Below are 23,313 nucleotides of genomic sequence, written 5' to 3' on the forward strand. Positions count from 1 at the left end.
GGTCTTTTTCTTTTATCTTTAATCCTTAGATTATTCGATTCTTTAGAAGAAGAACTTCTTAAACTTCCAAACTCTTTAGCTTCCTTGAACTCCTTCCGCCTCATAACGACTTATTCGCCCTGGCTGATCTTGGCTTGCCTGGCTGTTGGGGCGCTTTACGCCTGGCTGCTCTATAGCAAGCGTACGCCCTGGTCCGCAGGTATAAACTATACCCTGGCGGCAGTGCGCTTTGTGGTGGTGAGTTTTCTGTGTTTCCTGCTGCTTGGTCCGATGGTGCGCTATGTCACCAACAGCACGCAGTCGCCTACCATTGTGTTTGCAGTGGATAATTCGCAGTCAGTGGCACTGTTTTCCGACTCGGTGCAGCTCCGTCAGGCGCAGCAGGGGTTGCAGGCATTACGTAACAAACTGCAGGAGCAGGGTATACAGACCGAGGTACGGGTACTGGGTGAGTCGGACGCGCCTAAGAACCTGGGTGATTTGCAGTACGAGGCCGAGACGACCAATCTGAGCGAGTTGCTCCACAAGGTGCAGCTTGATTTTGAGCAGCAGAACCTGGCTGGTGTCGTTCTGCTTTCGGATGGCATCGTGAACCAGGGCACCTCCCCTACTTACACGAATTTCAACTATACCATATACCCTGTAGCCATGGGCGATACCGTGCCGAAGAAAGACATCGTGATGGCTTCGCTGCGCTACAACAAAGTAAACTACAGTGGTAACCGTTTTCCATTGGAGGCCGAACTACAGCAGCAGGGCTTCGATGACACGTCCGTAACGGTGCAGCTGAAGGAGAACAAGAAGGTGATCGAGCGCAAAACCGTTACCCTCAAAGCCGGTCAGCCGCTACAGCAAGTACCCTTTCAGGTGATGGCCAGTAGTCTGGGCAAGCGTTACTACGAGGTGGAAGTGCTGCCACTGCAGGGTGAGTTTACGGATCTCAACAACTCGCGGAGCGCGTACATCGATGTGGTGAAAGGCAAGATAAAAGTACTTCTGGCCGCCGCGTCTCCCCATCCCGACATCAAGGCGCTGCGTGCCGCCATTGAGTCGAATGAGAATTACGAAACCGAGCTGTTTATACCTGGCCTGACCACGCTCAAGCAGCAGGACTATGATGTGGCCGTGCTACACCAGTTGCCGGGCCGCACAACCGGGGGCGAGGCAGCGCTTAGTCTGGTGCGCCAGAAGAATTTACCTGCCCTCTACATCATCGGTCCGCAAAGCGACATCGGTAATTTCAACCGCCTTAACGTGGGCATTCGCATCAACACACCGGGGCAGTCCGACGAAGTAACCAGCGTGTTCAACCCAAACTTCAGCACCTTTAAAGTAGCCGAGGAAGCCACGGAGCGTCTACAGCAATATCCGCCAGCCACGGTACCCTACGGTGATTACCAACTCACACCCAACACTGAAACGGTGCTGTACCAGCAAGTGGGGCGCGTGCGTACCACCAAACCGCTGCTCACCGTGCAGACCGTGGGCGACAAACGCAACGCCGCCCTGCTGGCATCCGGCACCTGGCAATGGCGACTGACTGAAACGGCTACCCACGAAAATGCCGCCGTGTACGACAAGCTGATCACCAATCTGGTGCAACTGCTCACGGCTCCCCGCAACAAAAAGCGCCTGAACGTATACCCGCAACTAAACGAATACAGCAGTTCCGACGAAATCCGCTTCGCAGCCGAGGCCTACAACGAAGCCCTGGAACCGATCTACGGACAGAGTATCACCCTCAAGATACAGGACACAGAAGGAGCCGAAAAGTCATTTGATTTTGCAAATGGCGAGAACCAGTCAGGTGTGAATATTGGTAGCCTGCCGGGCGGCCGCTATACCTACACGGCCACGGCACGCATAAATGGCTCACTGCAGCAGGACAAAGGCGAGTTTGTGGTTGAAGAGCGGCAACTGGAAGCCTTACATGCGGTAGCCGATCACAACCTGCTGTACCAGCTCGGTACCAATACCGGCTCAAAGCTTTATTACCCTGCCCAACTGCAACAATTGGAGCAGGACATTCTGCAGGCCGAGCACAAGGATCTGATCTACAGTTCTGAGTCGCTCAACGACCTGGTAGACCTAAAATGGTTGTTTTTCGTGATTCTGGCGCTGGTATGCGGCGAGTGGTTTGTGCGGAAGTACAATGGAAGTTATTAGGCCTGCGCTAAACTATAATGAGTTGACGTTTCGCAATCTCGTGGAGCCAGTGCTATGCGAATTCTCCTTTCGTTAGTGCTTTTACTGGTGTCAGTGGCAATTGCCCCTGGTGCGAACTTGCAGCTCGCACCTACATTCCGTAAAGATTAAAATGCCTTTGAGGCTGGCATCATGCTGTCGCCTACTGTTTAATTTGTTTTAATCACCCGTGCTTCAATTCTGATTTTGAATCTTAAATATGAAACTAAAAAACTATGAAAAGCCCTGCTGCACCTCAACCTGTTGTATTGGAAACGGACCGCCTATACCTGAGTGAGTATACGCCGGAGATAAGCAACTACCTTTTTACCGCGTGCAGCGACGAGGAAATCACGGCTTATCTGGGGCTGAAGACGAAAGAGGAAGTGGCAGAGGAGAAAGACAAGTTCAGCAAGGGCTTCACCACCTATTACCATTCATTCAAGAACTTCAGGATTCTGGAGAAAGCCACTGGCACCATGATGGGGCGTTGCGGCTTCCATACCTGGGTCGTGAGTCACCGTCGCGCGGAGGTGGGCTATACCCTGCTTGAGGACAGCTACAAGCAAAAGGGCTACATGAAAGAGGCATTGGGCCCCGTGCTGGCTTATGGATTCGAGGAAATGGGCCTGCGCCGCATCGAAGCACTGGCCGCCGACTACAACACGCCCTCCATCAAACTGCTGAAGCATTACGGCATGCAACTCGAGGGCGTTATCCGGGAGCATTACGTGGTAGACGGGATCAACGAAGACTCCGTACTTTACTCCATCATCCTCCCTGAATACGACCAGCTTAAACAATCATGGAATCTGCAGTTCAAGATTCATCAGCCTGAGCAGGTATAGCGTGGATTGTTAATTGCTGATAGTTGATTGATTGTTCTCAGAATCTGTGTACAAGGCCCTTTGAACAGATTATGAGAAATTTAATCGGTGCGCCTTTGGGCAGGATAATGATCTGTAATGGACTAACTATTTTCAACCTGTACCATGTCGTTACGGTATAACGTCGCTACAATTCGACTTTCTAATTTCTGAACTTACTAAATTCTAACTTGAAATATCTTATCCTCAACAAGCCCTACGAAGTGCTCACGCAGTTTACGGACGAGGCGGGGCGCGCCACGCTCAAAGATTTTGTGCCTATACCTAATATCTACCCAGTCGGCCGCCTGGACTACGACAGCGAGGGATTGGTGCTGCTAACAGATGACAAAGCCCTGCAGCACCGCCTGTCTGACCCGAAGTTCAAGATCGAGAAAACCTACTGGGTGCAGGTGGATGGTATACCTACTGAAGAAGCACTGGAGGAATTGCGCCGCGGCGTCATGATCAAAAACACGAAAACCGCTCCCGCCAAAGCCGCTCTACTCGAAGAGGCCCCGCAGGTATGGGTGCGCTCCAAACCGATCCGTTTCCGGAAAGAGATTCCGACCAGTTGGGTAGAGATCAAAATTTCGCAGGGTATGAACCGGCAGGTGCGCCGTATGACGGCCGCTGTGGGCTTCCCGACACTGCGCCTGATCCGGCCCGCCATTGGCCCATTGAGTTTGGGCGAGCTGCAACCCGGCGAGTACCTCGAACTGACAGCGGAGGAAATTGCCAAACTCAAAAGCCTGTCAACGGGCAGCAGTTTTGGTGCTGGCATTAAGACTAAGAGACCAGGCGGCGCTACAAAAAGACCAGGCGGCGCTCCTAAAAGTACCGGCGGCCGCCACTACGACAGCCGTAACAATACCAGCAGGAAAAAAAGATCTTAAAAAGATTTTTTAGCACCTTACAACCATTCCTAATACTTTGGGGTCCTGTAGTTAAGGGGCGTGTAACATCACATTACAAAGGCCGCTAATCTTATTTCACATTTAGAAACAGCCCTTATGAGAAAAGGACCTCTACCCGTTTTAAAACAGGCCATCGCTTTGTTGCTTTTCCTACCGGCCCTGCTGCTGAGCTCCTGCTCCGACGAATGTGAATCGACCACCACCTATACCGTATTCGAACCGGTGTACATGCTGCGGGCAGAACTGCAGAATGCTGTGAAGGTAGCACCTGCACAAACCCTCGGGGAGCCGGGCAAGATCTATACAAAGGGTCATTACCTCTTCATTAATGAAATAGACAAAGGCGTCCACATCGTAGACAATTCTAACCCCACAGCACCACGCTTCCTGAGCTTTATCAACATACCGGGCAATCTGGACATGGCAGTGAAGGGAAGTATTCTGTACGCCGACAACTACATCGACCTGGTGGCTTTCGACATCAGCAATCCGCTGGATGTTAAGCTGGTCAACCGTGTTGAGAATGTCTTTCCAACTTATTTTGGGATGCTCGTTAATGACACCTCCTCAGTATTTATTTCTGAGTTTGTAGAGACACAGCTAACACAGCCGGCCGGTACCGACTGCAATAGTGCTGGCCTGGGTTGGCGCAATGGCTGGATGACGTTAGACGGACGTTCCTTCGCTTCGGCTTCCGTGGTGCAGCCCAGCAATTCGGCTGGCAAAGGCGGCTCCATGGCGAGGTTCACGATCTCCGGTGATCACTTGTACACGGTCAGCAACTCAGACCTGCAGGTGCTCGATATCAGCAATGCCACAGATCCGAAAAAGGGTGAAAAAATCAGGCTGGGCTGGGGCATCGAAACGATCTTCCCTTATCAAGACAAGTTGTTCATCGGCTCCACCACAGGCATGCACATTTACGACAACAGCAATCCGACAAGTCCGGTACACCTGTCTACCTACGCACACGTCAACAGCTGCGACCCGGTGGTAGTGGAGGGCGACCTGGCCTGGGTAACGCTCCGCTCGGGCAATGCCTGTGCCGGTTTCACCAACCAGCTCGAAGTGATCAATATCAGCAACCCGCGTAGCCCGAAGCTTGTCAAAACCTACCCGATGCAAAACCCGCACGGTCTGGGTATAGACCGCTCGACACTGTTTCTTTGTGAAGGCAAGTATGGACTGAAGATTTTTGATGCGAAGGATCACCTAAAGGTGAGCAACAACCTGATCTCCCACTTCAAGGAACACGATGCGTTCGATGTCATTCCGATGGGTAGCAACCTGCTGCTGATAGGTCAGGATGGCCTGTACCAGTACGACTACAGCAACCTAAAAGACATAAGGCTACTTAGCAAGCTGCCTGTATCCCGTTAATCTTCCTATCGCCACCCTATGAAATTTCTATACCTGTTAACCCTGTTTCTTTTCACTTCCGGAATGACAATGGCACAGTCTGAAGAACAGCCTGTAAAACGCTACATGGGCACTGTGGAGCTTGGCTACCTGTATGGAAACAACAAACAGGGTGATTTAGACAATTTTGTAGCTGCGCCTTCTGTAAAGATTTTCAATGGCTTCCGCCTGCACAGGCTCCTGGCTATAGGCGCCACGACCGGGTTTGATTTTTATAATAACCTCCTGATCACGCCTTTCGCTGTGGGTATTCGTGGAGAGGCTTTCAAAACACGCATCAGCCCGATCTATAGCATCGATGCCGGGTATGGCTCCGCTTTTCTGAGCCATGAATCTGACAATGAAAAGAAGAAGGGCGGCTGGATGTTCAATCCGGCACTAGGCTTCCGTGTTAGGAGTGGCAATGGCACCGCCTATACCTTCGCGGCTGGTTACAAAACTCAGGAAGCAGAAACCAGCACGTTCTGGGGCAGCGGCATGACGGATCAGAAGATCACTTACAAGCGCGTGTCGGTGCAGCTGGGTTTTATGTTTTAATCTGCTCCTCTACGATATGCTTCAGAATCTTCACGGCGTGCTCCCGGGAGTTTTCGATGAACCACACATGCGTTTCCATACCACCGCACACCACACCGGCCAGGTATAGACGTGGCAGATTAGTTTCCATGGTTTCGGGATTGTGGAAGGGGTGCCGGTATACGTCATCCGATAGCTTTACGCCGATCTTCTCCAGGAAAGCAAAGTTGGGCTGGTAGCCGGTCATGGCCATCACGTAATCATTGGCAAGCGTTATTGTCCCCTCCGGTGTCTGGATATCCACCTCCTTCTCCCGCACCTCGGTGAGACGGGAGTTGAAATAGGCCTTGATGCAACCTTCGGCAATGCGGTTTTCCAGGTCGGGCTTGGTCCAGTACTTGATGCGGCCAAGCTCCCCGTCGCGCACCACCATCGTCACTTCAGCTCCTTTGCGCCAGGTCTCCAACGCCACGTCCGCCGAAGAGTTGTTGGCCCCGATGACCACCACCTGCTGCTTGTAGTAGAAATGCGGGTCATAGTAATAATGCCGTACCTTGTCAAGCTCCTCGCCCGGTATGCCGAGCCTGTTCGGGATGTCGTAAAAACCGGTCGCGATGATGACGTGCTTTACCCGGTAGCTGCCCTTGCTGGTGCTGATCAGGTATAGCCCTTCCTCAGGCACGATCTCCGTCACTTCCTCAAACAGGTTAAGGTGCAGGGCACCTGTATCGGCTACCCGGCGGTAGTATTCCAGCGCCTCGTTACGGTTGGGCTTGGCGTGAATGGAGGGGAACGGATAGCCTCCGATCTCCAGCCGGTCGGAGGTGGAGAAAAAGGTCATGTGCAAGGGGTAGTTGAAAAGAGAGTTCACCAGCGTGCCCTTCTCCACGATCAGGTAGGTCAAGCCGGCTTTTTTGGCCTCCAGTCCGCAAGCAAGCCCTATGGGGCCACCGCCTACGATTAATATATCTAGTGTATGGTCCAATACAAATGTGATTAAAAATTCCCGGCAGCCACAGCAGGCTGCGCAGCATGTGATGATATTACGCAAGTTAACAAGAAATAAACAAGCACTAACCCGCCTCTGGTTTACAAAGCTTTTCGAAAATCCGGCACAATTCCTTAGCTTTAGAAACTCAAACAATCTACTCTAACCTATACCTACATCTACACAATGCAAAAGCGTATACTTTCTGTAGCGCTGCTGGTGGCCCTGAGCGGGGGCGCTGTGCAGGCTCAGAAGAAAGCACCCAAGCAGCCGGCCAACACACCCGCCAAAGAAAGGCTGCAGACGTTCGAGAAGCGTCAGCAACTCGACCAGAACTCCCTTGTCAAAAACGTGGCCTTCCGCAACGTGGGCCCTACCGTGCAAAGCGGTCGTATCACGGACCTGGATGTGAACCCGAAAGATCCGACTAATTTTTACGCGGCTTATGCCTCGGGCGGGCTTTGGAGAACCATCAACAACGGTATCTCCTTTGAGCCGATCTTCGATAACGAAGCGGTGATGACGATCGGCGACATTGCCGTGGACTGGAACAATAACCAAACGATTTGGATCGGCACCGGCGAGAGCAACTCCAGCCGTTCCTCCTACTCCGGCGTGGGCGTGTACAAGAGCACCGACGGCGGCAAAACCTGGCAGCACATGGGCCTCGACGATACGCACCACATCGGTCGCATCGTACTTCACCCAACCGACCCGAATACGCTTTGGGTTGCGGCAGTAGGCCATTTGTACTCACCTAACAAAGACCGTGGCGTTTATAAAACCACGGACGGCGGCAAGACCTGGAAAAAGACGCTCTACATCGACGATAACACAGGCGCCATTGACCTGGTGATCGACCCGAAGAACCCGAACAACGTGTACGCGGCCATGTGGCACCGCGAGCGTCGCGCCTGGGATTTCGTGGAAGGCGGCAAAACCTCCGGCGTCCATAAGTCAACGGACGGTGGCAACACCTGGACGCGTGTAACGACCGAAGGCAGCGGTTTCCCGACATCTGAGGGCGTAGGCCGTATTGGTCTCGACATTCACCCGGGCAACCCGAACATCATTTACGCTTTCCTGGACAACCAGGAGCTGCGTCAAGTTGAGAAGAAAGAGTCGAAAGCGGGCGAGCTGCAGAAAGAACAGTTCAAAGGTATGACGACGGAGACTTTCCTGGCTCTGAACGACAAAGACCTGAACAGCTTCCTCGACAACAATCGCTTCCCTTCAAAGTATACCGCCAAAACGGTGAAGGCAGATGTGAAGAGCGGCAAGATCAAACCGGCTGCTTTGGCCGAGTACCTAGTGGACCCGCTGGCCGTGACGACAGAGGCTCCAGTGAAGGGCGCTGAGCTTTACCGCTCCGACGACGCGGGCAAGACCTGGAAGAAGACGCACGAGAAACCGATCGATGACATGTACTCGAGCTACGGCTACTACTTTGGCGTGGTGCGCGTGGCGCCCTACAACCCCGAAAAGGTATACCTGCTGGGTGTACCCCTCCTGACCTCCGACGACGGTGGCAAAACCTTCCGCAACATCGAGGGCGACAACGTACACTCCGACCACCAGGCGCTGTGGGTGAGCCCCGACAAGCCCGGCTACGTGATCAACGGCAACGACGGCGGCCTGAACATTACGTATGACGACGGCAAGACCTGGGCCATCGCCAACTCCCCTTCCGTTGGCCAGTTCTATGCCATCGCTGTGGACATGGAGAAACCATACAACATCTATGGTGGCCTGCAGGACAACGGCACCTGGTATGGCCCAAGCAACTACAAGTTCAGCTCCGCCTGGACCCAGAACGGCCGCTACCCTTACCAGCGCCTTGGTGGCGGTGACGGCATGATGGTGCAGGTGGATTTCCGTGACAACAACACGGTATACCTGGGTTCGCAGTACGGCAACTACACCCGCGTAGACAAGCGCACGGGTCAACGCGTTTCCATCAAACCAAGTCATGAACTGGGCGAAACTCCACTCCGCTTTAACTGGGAGAGTCCGATCCATTTGAGCCGCCACAACCAGGACATCCTGTACTTCGGTTCCAACAAATTCCACCGCTCCATGAAAAAGGGTGAGGAAATGCTGACGCTTTCCGGCGACCTGACCAACGGTGGTCTGAAAGGCGATGTGGGCTTTGGCACACTGACCTCTATTGACGAGTCTCCACTGAAGTTCGGCCTGCTCTATACGGGTTCTGACGATGGGGCGGTTCATGTGTCTAAAGACGGTGGCTATAATTGGGAGAATATTTCCAAGAAGCTGCCACAGCATATGTGGGTGTCTACGGTAGTGGCTTCCAACCACAGCGAAAACCGGGTATATGCTTCGCTCAACGGTTACCGTTGGGACGATTTCACGCCATACCTGTACGTGTCGGAGGACAATGGCAAGAAGTGGGAGCGACTGGGCACTAACCTACCTGCCGAAGCCATCAACGTGGTGAAAGAAGATCCGAAAAACCCCGACCTACTGTATGTAGGAACCGACCACGGCCTGTACATTTCGCTTGACCAAGGCAAATCCTTCATGCAGATGCGCAACGGCATGCCTGCCGTGGCCGTGCACGATGTAGTAGTACATCCGCGTGACAACGATTTGATCGTGGGCACGCACGGCCGCTCGATCTATATTGCCAATGTGGAGCACCTGCAGCAACTTACACCAGAGATTCAGAACCAGAAACTGCACCTGTTCGCGTTCCAGCCGACCAATTACAACCCACGTTGGGGACAGTCATGGGGTGCCTGGGGTGAGCCGACGGAGTCTTCGCTGGAAATACCTTATTACACAGCGCAGACGGGTACAGCCACCATCCGAATCAAGACGGACAAAGGTCAGCTGCTGAAAGAACTGAAAGACGAGCACGAGCGCGGTCTGAACTACGTGGCCTATAATTTCTCGGTAGACGACGCCAATGCAAAAGCCTACGAGACTGCTCTGAACAGCAGTAAGAAAGACGGCGAAGAAGCGGTGAAAGTAACAGCCGCCGACAACAAAGTAATTTATCTGCAGCCAGGCAAGTACATAGTGGAAGTAGAGACAGCCGATGGTGGCAAGGCTACTTCTGAGTTTACTTTGAAAGCTCCTGAAAGAAGAAGCAGAAGCTAATTCTGGTTTCTGCTATACCTTAAACAATAAAGGCAGCTCCAATGGGGCTGCCTTTATTGTTTTATACCTGTTCCTGTAAGCTTAAGGCTGATACTTTTCCATTACTGGCATATAAATTGTTGTAAAAAATTATATGATATTTTATATATTGTATACAAGCCTTGTTATAGTCTTTCATCACTAACGCTTACTTAAAATTCAAGCTTATGAAAATCAAACTTCTACTCTTCGCACTTCTGTTCAGCTACTCCCTCTCCGCTATGGCACAGGACAAGTGGACTCCCAAAGTTGGCTACGGCATCGTGTATGCCGGCAACGGCGATATACCTGGCCACTGGTTCATAGGCGGTATGCAAACGCAGATCTCAAAGCGCTCAGGTTTCGAAATACTGGCAACCGGTACTTACATTGAAGAGACCCGTCGCTGGGCTCCCGGATACGAGACCTTCCAGAAGTCGAATGGCGTAGCGCTCGAAGGAGTGTATAACCTGTTTATCAATGCTGGCCCGGTTCAGCTTTACCCGGCCGTAGGCCCAGTACTCAGGTATGCCAGCGAACGGGAGTTGCGCGGACTTTTCATCCAGTCCAACGGGCAGGGCACCATCACAGAGTTCCAACCTGACGTGCGCTCCAGAAATGGTTTGCAGGCAGGCTATGTGCTGGCCCTCAACCTGGATGTAAAGGTAAAGCAATACCTCACCTTTGGACTAAGGGGCTCTGTTCAAAGCTTCCATGATGGACAGCGCCTGGCCGCTGTGGGCCTGACCTTGAAAAATGCGAGATGGTAAATTCAGCTCAACACATCTTTAGATAGATGCCCGCACCGACAGCATAAAATTTCTTCCCGCCGCGGCTATACCTGAAGAGTACGGCCGGTAACGCTGGTCAGTGATGTTCTCTATACCTGCACTCAGTGACAAGTGCCGGGTCAACTGGTAGAGTGCCTTCAGGTTGAGCGTGGCCCAGGCCGGACTGTAGGGCTTCCCGTTTCGGTCAGTGGCGTAGAGGTAAGCTTTATCCTGCTCTTCCGGTGCCAGCTGGCCATACGGGATCGCCCCGTTATACACGGCGTAGAGGTCTGCCTTGAAACGGTTACGGGTGAAGGCCAATCGTGCGGTTCCGAAAGTCGGGGCAGCATGTCGCAAAGGTGCCTCGGTGCCATTGTCCAGTTCCTCGCGACCATCCTGGAAATTATACCTTGCTGCGAGGCCAAAGCCAGCGGGAAGCTTCAGTTCCATACCTGCCTGCACGCCCCATACCCTGGCAAAAGCGGCATTCTGGATCGCCTGCACCTGGCTGCGTTCTCCCTCAAACTCGATGCTGCTGTTGCCGTTCAGGGTATAATCTCGCCGCACCAGCGCATCCTGCAAGTAGGTATAGAAAGCAGTCGCATCCAGCTTCAGCACCTCCCCGAATGTTTTGGCTGCCCCCAGGTCTGCATTGTAAGCATACTCCGGCTTCAGATCCGGATTAGGCACGACCACCAGCCCCGGCGCCGAGTCGAATATTTTGCCGATATCGTCCACATTCGGAGAGCGGAAACCGGTGGACAAATTGGTGCTGAGCTGCCAGGAAAGCGAAGGGCTGAACACGAGTCCCGCGCTACCCGTCACGGCCCCTGTGTTGATGTCAGCGGAGGTGAAGGGAAGCTCATAGAAGCGCTTGTCAAAGTTCGCATTGAGCAGGATATGGTTATACCTGGCCCCCGTCAGCACCGCAAGTTTCTCGCCTGCTTTAAAGCGGTAGGTCAGGAAAGCGGCATGCGAGCTCCAGTCGGCACCATTTGGGTAGCGTGAGGGGCCAGATGCAGTAACCCCGGTATTTACGTCTTGGTCGGTGCCGGAGGAGTGCACTTTGTTAATGATCGTTTCCAGACCGTAGAACAGGTGGTGCCGCTGCCCCAGCGCTTTTTCGAAATCGAGGTTGGCAGAATAGGCGTTTACTTTTTCGTAACGGTTATACCTAGTCGCTTTGCCCAGGTCCCGATTATGGCGACTCTCCTCAAAGAGCTGGTGCGCCAGCCCAATGCTCAGCTGATCAAAGAACTTATTACTTGCCTGGTGTGTCGCCTGCAGTTGGTTCATGGCCCATACCTGCGGACCATAGTACCACTCGGCCGAACGGAGCGTGCCGTTTCGGTAAAGGGTGAGCCGGTCGTAGCGGGGCACGTTGGAGGTGGTGGAGTACTGAAAACCATACTGTAGTTCCCAGTTGTCGCTCGCCCTATACCTGATTTTCTGCATCAGGTTCAGTTGGTCGTAACCTGTGTATACCTGACGCTCCGGATCAGGGTTGGTGATCACTTCGTCATGCCCGTTTTGGCTACGCACATACTCGCCTCGCAGGTAATCATCCGGCCCGCGAGAACCCATCCGGAGGTCGCCGTAATCGCTGTAAGTAGCACTGGTCAGGAAAGCCCATTTATTCAGGCCGTAGCTTAGGTCCAGGTGGCCGGTCTTCTCGCTGTTGGCCGAGGACCATCTCACAGCAGCATTTCCTTTAACCAGCGGTGTAGCGTCCGTCGCAAACCTGGGTGACAAAGTATAGAAGTTCATCACGCCTCCTATCGCATCGCTGCCGTACATGACGGAGCCCGGACCAAAAAGCACTTCTGTTTTTTCTGTGGCAAAAGGATCAAGCGAGATGACATTCTGCAGGTTGCCGCTCCGGAAGATGGCTGTGTTCATGCGCACGCCGTCCACCGCCATCAGCACCCGGTTAGTGGCAAAACCGCGGATCATGGGGCTGCCGCCTCCGCCCTGGCTTTTCTGAATGTATATCTCCCCTGTCTGCCCCAGCATGTCGGCGGCCGTCTGCGGTTGCTGCAGCAGTACGTCTTTTGTCCGGATGCTACTTACGCGCTGCGGCACCTCTTTGGCATCCTGCTGCCAGCGGGTGGCCGAAACGATCACGGTGGCCAGGGCAATTTTGTTCTCGCGCAGGTATAGCTGAAAGCCCAGTCGCTGAAGTTGCTCATACGACAACACTTTCTGTTCATAGCCTATCAGGCGAACCGCCAAGCTGTCCAGCCCTTTAAATGAGCTGACATCCGTCTGTCCTTTGCTGTCAGTAAAAATTGTTTGTGTTACGTTTATACCTGAGAGCTGCACCATCTCCAGCGGCTGTTGGGTCACCTGGTCCCGCACCGTCAGGACCTGCCCGAACGTGGAAGAACTGAGCAGGCAGAGCCATCCCATCAAATGCAGGAGTTTCTTCATGCTGCTTACTCGCTTTTGATCTTCCTGATCTGTTTTGGGTAAAACCACAAAAAGAATCCTGTGACGGAAAGGATCAGCAGCCCAAGGCCCAGCACGTTCATGGAAATCAGTTTGAAAAGATCGCTGATAATGGAGCCGTCGTGTACTTTCTCGATCCAATCAGAATGGCGGCGGGCAACTGAAAGGACTTTGCCGGTGCTCGCATCCAGCTGCACTTCCCAACTGCCTTCTTTGAAAATAGTTTTGACGATACCTTTATCGAGGCGGGCTTCGATACGGTCGATGGGGTTATGCAGAACGGCGGCGGCTGAGTCTAAACCGGCCAGGGAGCGGGAGGATAATTCGGCGATGGGCAGCCACTGTTGCAGGTCGGTGCTGGCTCCTTTTTGGGTAGGCGGTTGCAACAGGTCCACATCCTTCTTCCAGCCCAGCAGTATACCGGTTGTGCTGCTGATCAGGATAAACACACCCATAAAAAGCCCCAGGTAGCGGTGGTAGATCCGAAAGTTTCGCAACCGGTCGGCAAGCGTTCTTACTTTCTGTTTCACAAGGGTGGCAGTACTGGTACTCACGTAAATAGGATGCGATAGGTATGAAAGCCCAATATCCAACAATTGCGGCAGATAAGCAATATGGTGACACTAGTCTTTAAAATTTGCGTACTAATTGCAACCATCCTCCGTTTTATGGGCTCCTAAGGTTGATTAACCAATAAATATATGATTAAACTGTTTTATCCTCTGCTTGCTTTGGCACTCCTCACCGAGTGTCAGCCAGAAGAAGTACACGAAGTCGCCTCTTCCAGGCAAGAAGACGGAGACCTGAAGTTTGGACAGGAGGCGCTCCTGCAGCAGTACGGGCAAATTACGATGTACGGCGAGGGGGTTCCCCGCCGCCTGATCGTTGCCCTGAAAAGTATCCAGGATTCCCGTTGCCCGACCGATGTTAACTGTGTAACGGCTGGCAACGCCACTGTTGCGCTGCGGGCCTCCAACAGCCAGGGCGCAAACGAGAACATCACGCTTTGCATCGGCGACTGCGGAACCGATGGCATAAGAGAAACCCATACCCTGGTGGCAGAGGTCGGCGGCGTCAACTATTCCTTTACACTGAAAGGTGTGAAGCCCTACCTAGGCCAGGCGCATGAAGGCGAAGTGCAAAAAGCGGCTTTGGTAGTGGAGAAGGAATAGGCCTATACCTGTTCTATACCTGTGGCAACCGTAAAATGCAGCGTGGTTGAGATAATTGCCGAAGACCTATAAACCCAAATTTATGCAAACAAGAAAGCCCTGCCATTGCTGGCAGGGCTTTCCATTTTCTCAGGTATAGCTATACCTTATAAAGCCCCCGTTGCCGGGGCAGTTTCTACTTTCTTCACAGAGATCGCGTCCACGCCTTTCTCCTTCACCAGTTTGTTCAGGGCCGGCACATCCTGCGTCTGCACTTGCCTGAACAGGTTCAACTGCTCGTCGATCTGGGCATTGATTTCCTTTTTGAAGGCATAAGCCTGATCAGTCGGACGGAAGTCACCGGTGCTCACTTGCCCCACTAGGTTCGCCAACTTGTTGTTGAGGCGGATTGGGAAGTTAAGCGGGTCCTGTCCACTGCGGTTCTTGGTCTGGTAAAGCGCCTCTTCAATGGCCGTGATCTTCTTGTCGATAGCCGTGGCTGATTCCACTACACCTTTATAGTTCTCCTGCCCCTTCAGGTTGCCCTTAAGTGTATTGAGCTGCGCGCGCATAGTCCGGATGTCCTTGATCGCATCGTGCGTTTCGGTGAGTTTGTCGCGCACCTCTGTCAGGAAGGTGAACTGGGCTGCCCGGTCCTCGGGTGTGGCTTTGGTGCGCGGGTCCGGCAGGATGGTGAAGTCCGTCTCCTGGCTCTCCTTGTTCACCGTGAGTTTCGCCTTGTAAGTACCAGGTATAGCTTTCGGCCCCTGCAGACCACCACCCCACAGGATGATGCCGTCAAATTTGCTGGCTTCCGGGTAGCGCATGTCCCACACAAAGCGGTTCATGCCTTCCTTCACCTCCAGCTTGTCCTTCTTTTCTTTGGCATTGCTCACGTAGCTGCGGATCAGTTTTCCGTTCTGGTCCAGTATCTCCAGTTGCACCACGCTCGCCGAATCAGGCTTCTGTGGCATGTAATAGTGCACCATCACACCGCCCGGATGGTTCTCGCCCGCTGTTTTGGAAAGGCCACGGCTGCCACCGTCCATCTTGTAAGTATTTAGCGGCTTATACAGGTGAAACTTGCTCTTGGCTATACCTTCGTTCAGTTGATGCAAAGGCGTCAAATCGTCAATGATCCAGAAACTACGCCCTTGCGTGGCGGCAATCAGGTTATCATTCTTGATGGTCAAATCCGTTATCGGCACGATCGGCAGGTTCAGCAGAAAAGGCTGCCAGCTTTGCCCGTCGTTGAACGACACATACATGCCATACTCGGTACCGGCGTATAGCAAACCATCACGCTTCGGGTCGGCGCGCACTACACGGGTGAAATGGTGGCCCGGTATACCTGTGGTGATTTTCGTCCAACTCTTGCCGTAGTCGGTAGTCTTGTACAGGTATGGACTAAAGTCGCCGGATTTGTACATGGTGGCGGCCACGTAGGCGGCCCCTTTCTGCGTTGGGTGCGCTTCGATGCTGTTGATCTGGATCCACTCCGGCATACCTTTCGGCTGCACCTTCGTCCAGTTCTTGCCATTGTCGCGCGTCACGTGCAACAGGCCGTCATCAGAACCAGTCCAGATCACGCCCGGCTCCACCGGCGATTCACTGATGGCGAAGATAGTGCCGTAGTACTCCACGCTGGTGTTGTCCTTGGTGATGGGCCCACCCGATGGCCCCAGTTTGGTAGAATCGTTTCGCGTCAGGTCCGGGCTGATGGTCTCCCATGACTGCCCCTCGTTGTAGGTGACGTGCACGTGGTTGGACGTGGTGTAGAGTTTCTTCGGATCGTTTGGTGAGAACATGATCGGGAAATTCCACTGGAAGCGGTACTTCATCCCTTCGGCGCCGTGCCCCATCGGGTTATCCGGCCATACGTTGATCACCCGCTCCTGTCCGTTGCTGTGATCCACGCGCGAGAGGAAGCCGCCGTAGTTGCCGCCATACACAATCTCGGGGTTCTCAGGGTTCACGGCCAGGTGCGCGCTTTCCGAGCCGGCTGTCTCCTCCCAGTCGTCCCCAGAAATGCTCCAACCGGTGGAGCGGTGGCTGATGCGCACGGTAGAGTTGTCCTGCTGCGCGCCGTAGATGCGGTACGGGAAATGGTTGTCGGTTACCACGCGGTAGAACTGGCCGGTGGGCTGGTTGTTCATCGTACTCCAGTTCATACCGCCGTCTGATGTCACCTGAGCCCCACCGTCATCAGCGATCACCATGCGCGACGGGTTTTCCGGTGCAATCCAGAGATCGTGGTGGTCAGAGTGGCCCGCGTAAGCGGAGGTGAAGGTTTTGCCCCCGTCCTTGCTGCGGTGGTACGCCACGTTCAGCACGTATACTACATCCTCGTCTTTCGGGTCGGCATACACGCGTGTATAGTACCAGGCGCGCTGGCGCAGGTTGCGGTCGTCGTTCACTTTCTTCCAGGTCAGGCCGCTGTCATCGGATCGGAAAAGCCCGCCTTCCTCCGCCTCTACCATGGCAAATACGCGGTTGGAATTGACAGGAGAAACAGCTATACCTATGATACCCAGCGTACCCTTCGGCAGGCCTTCGTTCCGTGAGATCTCTTTCCAGGAGTCGCCGCCATCAGTACTTTTCCAGATGCCCGAACCAGGTCCGCCGGAAGACAGGCTATAAGGATTGCGGCGCACGTTCCAGGTGGTCGCGTACAGGACGCGTGGGTTATTCGGGTCGATCACGAGGTCCACAGCGCCGGCGTCTTTGTTGGCGAAGAGCGTGCGCTTCCAGGTCTTGCCGCCGTCGGTGCTCTTGAACACGCCGCGCTCTTCGTGCGATTTGTACAGGTCGCCCATGGCTGCCACATACACAATATCAGGGTTTTGCGGATGGATACGGATACGGCCAATGTGCTTGGAATCTTTCAGCCCAATGTGTTGCCAGGTTTTGCCGGCATCCACCGACCGCCACATCCCGTGTCCGGATGACACATTGCCGCGCACCGTCTTCTCGCCTTCTCCCACATAGATCACATTCTGGTCCGCCTCACTCACAGCCACTGCCCCGATGGAGCCGCCAAAGAAGCCATCCGAGATATTCTCCCAGGTGGAGCCACCATCGGAGGTGCGCCAGACACCGCCACCAACGGAGCCCATATAATATAGATTGGGTTTACCGGGTACGCCCGTCACGGTAGCAGAGCGCCCGCCCCGGAAAGGACCGATGGAGCGCCAGGTCATGCCTTTGTAAAGCTTGGCGTCGAATGGGGCGGCAGCTTCTTTCTGCTTGCTGTTGCGCGGCTTCTGTTTCTGCGCCACCGCTTCAGGCGACGAAAAAGTCAGTGCCAGCAGCAGACAAGCCGTGGTGCCTGTTCTAAAAAAGGTGCTTTTCATGTAAAGGTGAGCAATAGGTTGATAGACTTTTTTTGGTGAACTGATTTATAAAAGTTTAGCCAAAATAGCAAATCAAAACAGCGGACAAGCTATACCTTCTAAAGGCGTGTACAAAAATATCGCCATCTATCTATAGGAAGAGCATCCGGAAAAACTTGCGTGTTTGTGCGTCAGCTAATAAGTATTTTCTTCTAAAAGAATACAAAAATTAAATTTATTTCTTGGTTTAATCTCAAAACAAAAATCTAAAGTATAGCTCGGTAAATTCATAAATCACAAAAATAAAATAATTTGCTTATGAACTGAAAACAAGGTGTTTAACCATCGAATAGCCACTTTTTGTATATTTTTAAACTTCACTAATCAACACAAACCAATATAGTGCAAACCAAGTATAAAGCTCATTATCACGCATGTTAGAATAGTTGCTCTCCCTGCTATCCTATTCCAGTACCATTTCTAACCAAAAAACAGCTCACCTATGAACAGATTCTTTACATTGGTTGCCGCACTATTCTTCCTGGCAAGTAGTGCGTTTGCACAGGCTACTGTCGACCCCGAATTGCGGCAGGCGCTGCGGTCCTCATTACTGCCACAGCAGGTCATAGTCACTTTCCATGGCGATAAAGCTCCGAGCAGCAGCAACATCTTATCGTTAAAGCTACTCGGCATCACGACCGGTATTTCTTTGCAGTCTTTGCCCATTGTGGGTGTGCTGGCTACCAGTGCGCAGGTAGATGCCCTGGCGAGAAACTCGCAGGTTCGCTCCCTCTACCTTAATAAAAAGCTGACTTACTTTAACCACCACGACACCCATCTGACAGGCGTGCAACGGCTCCGCAACGATATGGAAATGACGACCCGAAATGGCGGACTTCCGGTTTCAGGAAAAGGTGTGACAGTCGTCATCAATGACAGTGGAGTAGATGGTACGCATGAAGACCTGAAGCTAGGCAAGAACCTGAAGCAGAACGTGCTGGGCACTACTAACCTGAACAGCCTGGTGGCGCTGCTGCCGCCTGTTTGGTTGGAGAATGTACCGAACACCGACACTAACTCCGGCCACGGCACGCATTGCGCAGGCTCTGTAGGAGGCCTGGGCACCATGTCGAAAGGCAAGTATGCAGGTGTAGCCACCGGAGCTGACCTGATCGGATACGGATCTGGTGGAGCGCTTTTCATTCTGGATGCGCTCGGCGCCTATGACTGGGTTATGCTGAACCAGGCCCGTTACGGCATCCGCGTGATGAGTAACTCCTGGGGTTCATCGGGTCCTTTTGATGTGAACAACCCTGTGAACGTGGCCTCACTCGCCGCTTACAAAAAGAATATCATTTCGGTATTTGCAGCCGGCAACGAAGGCCCTGGTTCAGATACGCACAACCCTTACGCCATTGCTCCCTGGGTAATTTCTGTGGGTGCCGGCGATCGCTACGGCAGATTGGCCGACTTCTCGTCGAGAGGTGTTCGGAACCACAAAGAGACGCTGACTTATGATGGCAAAACCTGGACGGTTGAAAACAGACCAACCATCGTTGGTCCGGGTGTGGATGTAGTCTCTACCAGAGTTATCGGCCCTGTTGCTTCTCTTGCGGCCCAGCAGGACGTGGAAACGCTTGAACCTGCTGAGGTGCCCTTTTACACGCACATGAGCGGTACCTCCATGGCCACCCCGCACGTGGCAGGCATCGTCGCCCTGATGCTGGAAGCGAATCCGGCCCTGACTCCGGACCAGGTGAAATCTATCCTGCAGCAGACGGCCACCAACATACCGGGCCGAGAGCCCTGGGAAGTAGGCGCAGGCTATGTGAACGCTTATGCCGCCGTGGATCATATCTTCAGAAACACATCTTTTGGATCTCAGCTGAACATCACCAGAAAATTCAACAGCAATATCAACTCCTCAGCTACAGAACAGACGCTTCCGATCAACTACAATCCGGCTACTGCTGCCAGCAACGAGAGCACGTTTAATGTGGCAGCCGGCGTATCAGGTATAGAGGCGAAAATGTTTGCAAAAGGTCTACTAGGCGAGACAGGCAACCCTGTTGGTCTGCGCCTGGTTGCACCAGACGGAACCAGCTACAGTTCAGGAATCTCCGCATTATTTACTCTGTACACTGATCGTGCCGTTGCTATTGCCAACCCGATGGCAGGCCAGTGGAAAGCCGTTGTGTATGGCTTGCAAGGAGCAGGCTTCCCGGAAGCAATCGATGTAAAGGTCACGCAAACACAAATTCTGGGTACTTTAGGATTAAGCGACATTACCAGTCACCCTGCTAAGTCGGCCATAGAACTGGCCGTTGGTGATCGTCTGGCGGATGGGTTCAGCGACGGCACCTACAAGCCCGATGCCCCACTGAAGCGAATCGAGCTGGCTGATTACCTGATGATGGGCCAGGGCGTTCGTCAGTATATACCTACAAACGGAGCGGTTTCCTTCACTGATGTAGCGGCAGGACAGAAACTGCTGGCTGAATCGGTGACCGCAAAAGGCGCTGCCATACGAGACGGTTTCCATACCTTGGGCGGATTGATGACGCCGACCTCTGCCGGCAAATTCAGCCCAACCGGCACGGTGAGCAGAGCAAGCCTAGCCTACTCGCTGGTGCAGGCGCTTGGCCAGGAAGCTGAGGCAATGAAACGCAATGGCACTGCACCCACTGTAACGCTCAACGGCACTACCTACCCGATAGAAGACGCCAAGGATATACCTGCTGGCCTGGAAGGTTACGTGAGCGTGGCACTGGAACTGAACCTGATCAACGCCTTTTATGCTGTCACGCAAGGCCCATACGACCTGCAGCCGGTACTGCACGCTACCTTTAAGCCAAAAGCAAATGTGACCCGCGCCGATTTTGCCGTGATCGTGACACGCACCTTCAACAGCTGGAACGAACTTGCCGCTGCAAGCACTTCGGCGATGCAAATGGCAGAAGCCGCACACACAAAGACCATCGCTTATCCGAATCCTTTCGCCGAAACAACCACCATCCAGTACAGCCTGGAAAACGAAGGCTTTGTGACGATGGAGGTGCTGGACATTATGGGCAAGAAAATCAGAACGCTTGTATCTGACACGAAGCCGTCCGGCAACCACGAGGTGAAGTTCGATGGCAGTACGCTTCCGAGCGGCACTTACCTGTACCGCATCAACACAAACGGAAAAACATCGACCATGAAAATGGTGATCGCACGCTAGCAATTTCCTGAACAGGATATAAAGGAGCCCTCCGATGAGAGGGCTTTTTTATTCTTGAGCATCAGCATAACAGGTATAAATTTTACCGTCGTGCATTGCTATACCTTGACAATTGCAGGCAAATGTGTCTTAGTTATGAAAGTTGTGTTCACGTAAAAGCGACAAAAGGAATCTCAGCCCGCACACTTGTGACAGAATGACAGGCAAAACAGGTATAAAACGCCTTGGCACATACCTTGATAGATTGCTAGCAACAGTAAAAAAGAAATTGTATTCGAATCATTATAAAACTATAGAATGGGAAAGATAATTGGTATTGACTTAGGTACAACCAACTCCTGCGTTGCCGTAATGGAAGGTAACGAGCCAGTGGTTATTCCTAACAGCGAAGGCCGCAGAACTACTCCGTCTATTGTCGCTTTCTTAGATGGTGGCAAAGGCGAGCGCAAGGTAGGTGACCCTGCCAAGCGTCAGGCAATCACAAACCCACAAAACACGATCGCTTCTATTAAGCGCTTCATGGGTCACAGCTACAATGAAGTGAGCGAAGAGGCTAAGCAGGTGTCTTACAAAGTGGTGCAGGGTGGCAACAACACCATCCGCGTGGAAATTGGCGATCGCCAGTATACGCCACAGGAAATCTCGGCAATGGTGCTTCAGAAAATGAAGGCTACGGCAGAAGATTACCTGGGTACAACGGTAACAGAAGCCGTTATTACGGTCCCGGCTTACTTCAACGACGCGCAGCGCCAGGCTACGAAAGAAGCCGGTCAGATTGCAGGCCTTGAAGTGAAGCGTATCATCAACGAGCCGACGGCAGCAGCGCTGGCTTACGGCCTTGACAAAAAACACAAAGATCAGAAGATCGCGGTATTCGACTTAGGTGGCGGTACATTTGATATCTCTATCCTGGAGCTGGGTGACGGCGTGTTTGAAGTACTTTCTACCAACGGTGACACACACCTGGGTGGTGACGACTTCGACCAGAAGATTATCAACTGGCTGGCTGACGAGTTCAAGAACGACGAAGGCCTGGACCTGCGCAAAGACCCAATGGCTTTGCAACGTCTGAAAGAAGCCGCTGAGAAAGCAAAAGTTGAGCTTTCTTCTTCAAACGAAACAGAAATCAACCTGCCATACATCATGCCGGTGGACGGTGTGCCGAAACACTTAGTACGCAAACTGACGCGCGCTAAATTCGAGCAGCTGACAGACGATCTGGTTCGCCGCTCTATGGAGCCTTGCAAGAAAGCGCTTCAGGATGCAGGCCTGTCAACTTCCGACATTGATGAAGTGATTCTGGTAGGCGGTTCAACCCGTATACCTAAAGTACAGGAAGAAGTAGAGAAGTTCTTCGGCAAGAAGCCTTCTAAAGGTGTGAACCCGGATGAAGTAGTAGCCATTGGTGCTGCGATTCAGGGTGGTGTACTGACAGGTGAAGTAAAAGACGTTCTTCTGCTGGACGTAACGCCGCTTTCACTGGGTATCGAAACCATGGGTGGTGTGATGACCAAACTGATCGAATCGAACACGACTATACCTACGAAGAAGTCTGAGACGTTTTCAACTGCGTCTGACAACCAGCCGTCAGTAGAGATCCACGTTCTGCAGGGTGAGCGCCCAATGGCCAAAGATAACCGTACGATCGGTCGCTTCCACCTGGACGGCATTCCACCAGCACCACGCGGTGTTCCGCAGATTGAGGTTATCTTCGACATCGATGCCAACGGTATCCTGCATGTAACGGCTAAAGATAAAGCAACTGGCAAAGAGCAGAAGATCCGCATCGAGGCTTCTTCTGGTCTGAGCGAGCAGGAGATCGAGAAAATGCGTCAGGAAGCTGAAGCCAACGCCGAAGCTGACAAGAAGGCGAAAGAAGAAATCGAAAAGCTGAACGCAGCCGACTCGATGATCTTCCAGACCGAAAAGCAGCTGAAAGAGTATGGTGAGAAACTATCTGAAGGCAACAAGTCTAATATCGAAACTGCGCTGGGCGAACTCAGAACAGCACACGGTGCCAAAGACATTGCAGGTATAGACCGCGCGATCGAAAGCCTGAACAACGCCTGGCAGGCGGCCTCCCAGGAGATGTACGCTGCCGGAGGCGGACAGGAAGGCGCAGCAGGTGCAGCCGGAAACGGTCAGCAGGCTGGCGGTCCGCAGGGCGCTGCTACTGACGATGGCGGCGTAACTGATGTAGACTACGAAGAAGTAGACGGCAAGAAGTAAGCATTGACTCAAATTATACACAGAATCCCCCGTTGGGCCTCCCGACGGGGGATTCTTTTTTATACCTGCGTGTAAAACAGTAAACTAACCTAAGCCTCCTTGTAAAAATTCGGTGGATGGTTTTAGAGA

The 23,313-nt window shown here is 52.9% G+C and carries 14 protein-coding genes; 10 read left to right on the forward strand and 4 right to left on the reverse strand.

Features of this window, described 5'->3' with window-relative positions:
* Nucleotides 1–84 precede the first annotated feature (84 nt).
* The 5 genes from AC4QZR_RS14470 (at nucleotide 85) to AC4QZR_RS14490 (ending at nucleotide 5,923) form a co-directional block, all read left to right on the forward strand.
* Nucleotides 85–2,166, forward strand: coding sequence for a vWA domain-containing protein (locus AC4QZR_RS14470; protein ID WP_494481552.1), 2,082 nt, complete (start codon nucleotides 85–87; stop codon nucleotides 2,164–2,166).
* A gap of 254 nt (nucleotides 2,167–2,420) precedes the next feature.
* Entirely contained in the window at nucleotides 2,421–3,032 is a 612-nt protein-coding gene (locus AC4QZR_RS14475; protein ID WP_494481553.1) for a GNAT family N-acetyltransferase, read from the forward strand.
* A gap of 209 nt (nucleotides 3,033–3,241) precedes the next feature.
* Complete coding sequence (locus AC4QZR_RS14480; RefSeq protein WP_494481554.1) at nucleotides 3,242–3,946, forward strand: pseudouridine synthase; 705 nt, start codon at nucleotides 3,242–3,244, stop codon at nucleotides 3,944–3,946.
* A gap of 117 nt (nucleotides 3,947–4,063) precedes the next feature.
* Complete coding sequence (locus AC4QZR_RS14485) at nucleotides 4,064–5,347, forward strand: LVIVD repeat-containing protein (RefSeq protein WP_494481555.1); 1,284 nt, start codon at nucleotides 4,064–4,066, stop codon at nucleotides 5,345–5,347.
* A gap of 18 nt (nucleotides 5,348–5,365) precedes the next feature.
* Complete coding sequence (locus AC4QZR_RS14490) at nucleotides 5,366–5,923, forward strand: hypothetical protein (protein ID WP_494481556.1); 558 nt, start codon at nucleotides 5,366–5,368, stop codon at nucleotides 5,921–5,923.
* Here the strand turns inward: AC4QZR_RS14490 and AC4QZR_RS14495 are convergent.
* Nucleotides 5,913–6,887 carry a YpdA family putative bacillithiol disulfide reductase gene (locus AC4QZR_RS14495; protein ID WP_494481557.1) on the reverse strand — a complete coding sequence of 325 codons (975 nt, stop codon included), beginning with the start codon at nucleotides 6,885–6,887 and terminating at the stop codon, nucleotides 5,913–5,915. The two genes, AC4QZR_RS14490 and AC4QZR_RS14495, sit on opposite strands and share 11 nt — an antisense overlap.
* Nucleotides 6,888–7,076: 189 nt before the next feature.
* Between AC4QZR_RS14495 and AC4QZR_RS14500 the strand changes: the two genes are divergently transcribed.
* Both AC4QZR_RS14500 and AC4QZR_RS14505 read left to right on the forward strand, forming a co-directional pair.
* The gene (locus tag AC4QZR_RS14500) at nucleotides 7,077–10,013 is read left to right on the forward strand and encodes a VPS10 domain-containing protein (protein WP_494481558.1); all 2,937 of its coding nucleotides are present in this window, start codon (nucleotides 7,077–7,079) and stop codon (nucleotides 10,011–10,013) included.
* Between the two features lie 206 nt (nucleotides 10,014–10,219).
* Nucleotides 10,220–10,801: a hypothetical protein gene (locus tag AC4QZR_RS14505; RefSeq protein ID WP_494481559.1), complete on the forward strand. Its 582-nt coding sequence runs from the start codon at nucleotides 10,220–10,222 to the stop codon at nucleotides 10,799–10,801.
* A gap of 18 nt (nucleotides 10,802–10,819) precedes the next feature.
* Here the strand turns inward: AC4QZR_RS14505 and AC4QZR_RS14510 are convergent, their stop codons facing one another.
* Entirely contained in the window at nucleotides 10,820–13,231 is a 2,412-nt protein-coding gene (locus AC4QZR_RS14510) for a TonB-dependent receptor plug domain-containing protein (protein ID WP_494481560.1), read from the reverse strand.
* Between the two features lie 5 nt (nucleotides 13,232–13,236).
* Nucleotides 13,237–13,779 (reverse strand): PepSY-associated TM helix domain-containing protein, encoded by a 543-nt coding sequence (locus tag AC4QZR_RS14515; RefSeq protein WP_494481561.1) that lies wholly within the window; start codon nucleotides 13,777–13,779, stop codon nucleotides 13,237–13,239.
* Nucleotides 13,780–13,950: 171 nt separating this feature from the next.
* Between AC4QZR_RS14515 and AC4QZR_RS14520 the strand changes: the two genes are divergently transcribed.
* Nucleotides 13,951–14,421, forward strand: coding sequence for a hypothetical protein (locus AC4QZR_RS14520; RefSeq protein ID WP_494481562.1), 471 nt, complete (start codon nucleotides 13,951–13,953; stop codon nucleotides 14,419–14,421).
* A gap of 146 nt (nucleotides 14,422–14,567) precedes the next feature.
* On the opposite strand, the gene AC4QZR_RS14525 is transcribed toward AC4QZR_RS14520, so the two are convergent.
* The gene (locus tag AC4QZR_RS14525; protein ID WP_494481563.1) at nucleotides 14,568–17,753 is read right to left on the reverse strand and encodes a WD40/YVTN/BNR-like repeat-containing protein; all 3,186 of its coding nucleotides are present in this window, start codon (nucleotides 17,751–17,753) and stop codon (nucleotides 14,568–14,570) included.
* A gap of 481 nt (nucleotides 17,754–18,234) precedes the next feature.
* On the opposite strand from AC4QZR_RS14525, the gene AC4QZR_RS14530 reads away from it, so the two are divergent.
* Nucleotides 18,235–20,955 (forward strand): S8 family serine peptidase, encoded by a 2,721-nt coding sequence (locus tag AC4QZR_RS14530; protein ID WP_494481564.1) that lies wholly within the window; start codon nucleotides 18,235–18,237, stop codon nucleotides 20,953–20,955.
* 297 nt (nucleotides 20,956–21,252) lie between these two features.
* The gene (gene dnaK, locus AC4QZR_RS14535) at nucleotides 21,253–23,184 is read left to right on the forward strand and encodes a molecular chaperone DnaK (RefSeq protein ID WP_494481565.1); all 1,932 of its coding nucleotides are present in this window, start codon (nucleotides 21,253–21,255) and stop codon (nucleotides 23,182–23,184) included.
* Nucleotides 23,185–23,313: the final 129 nt, after the last annotated feature.

The sequence above is a fragment of the Pontibacter sp. YIM B11418 genome, from assembly GCF_059278805.1.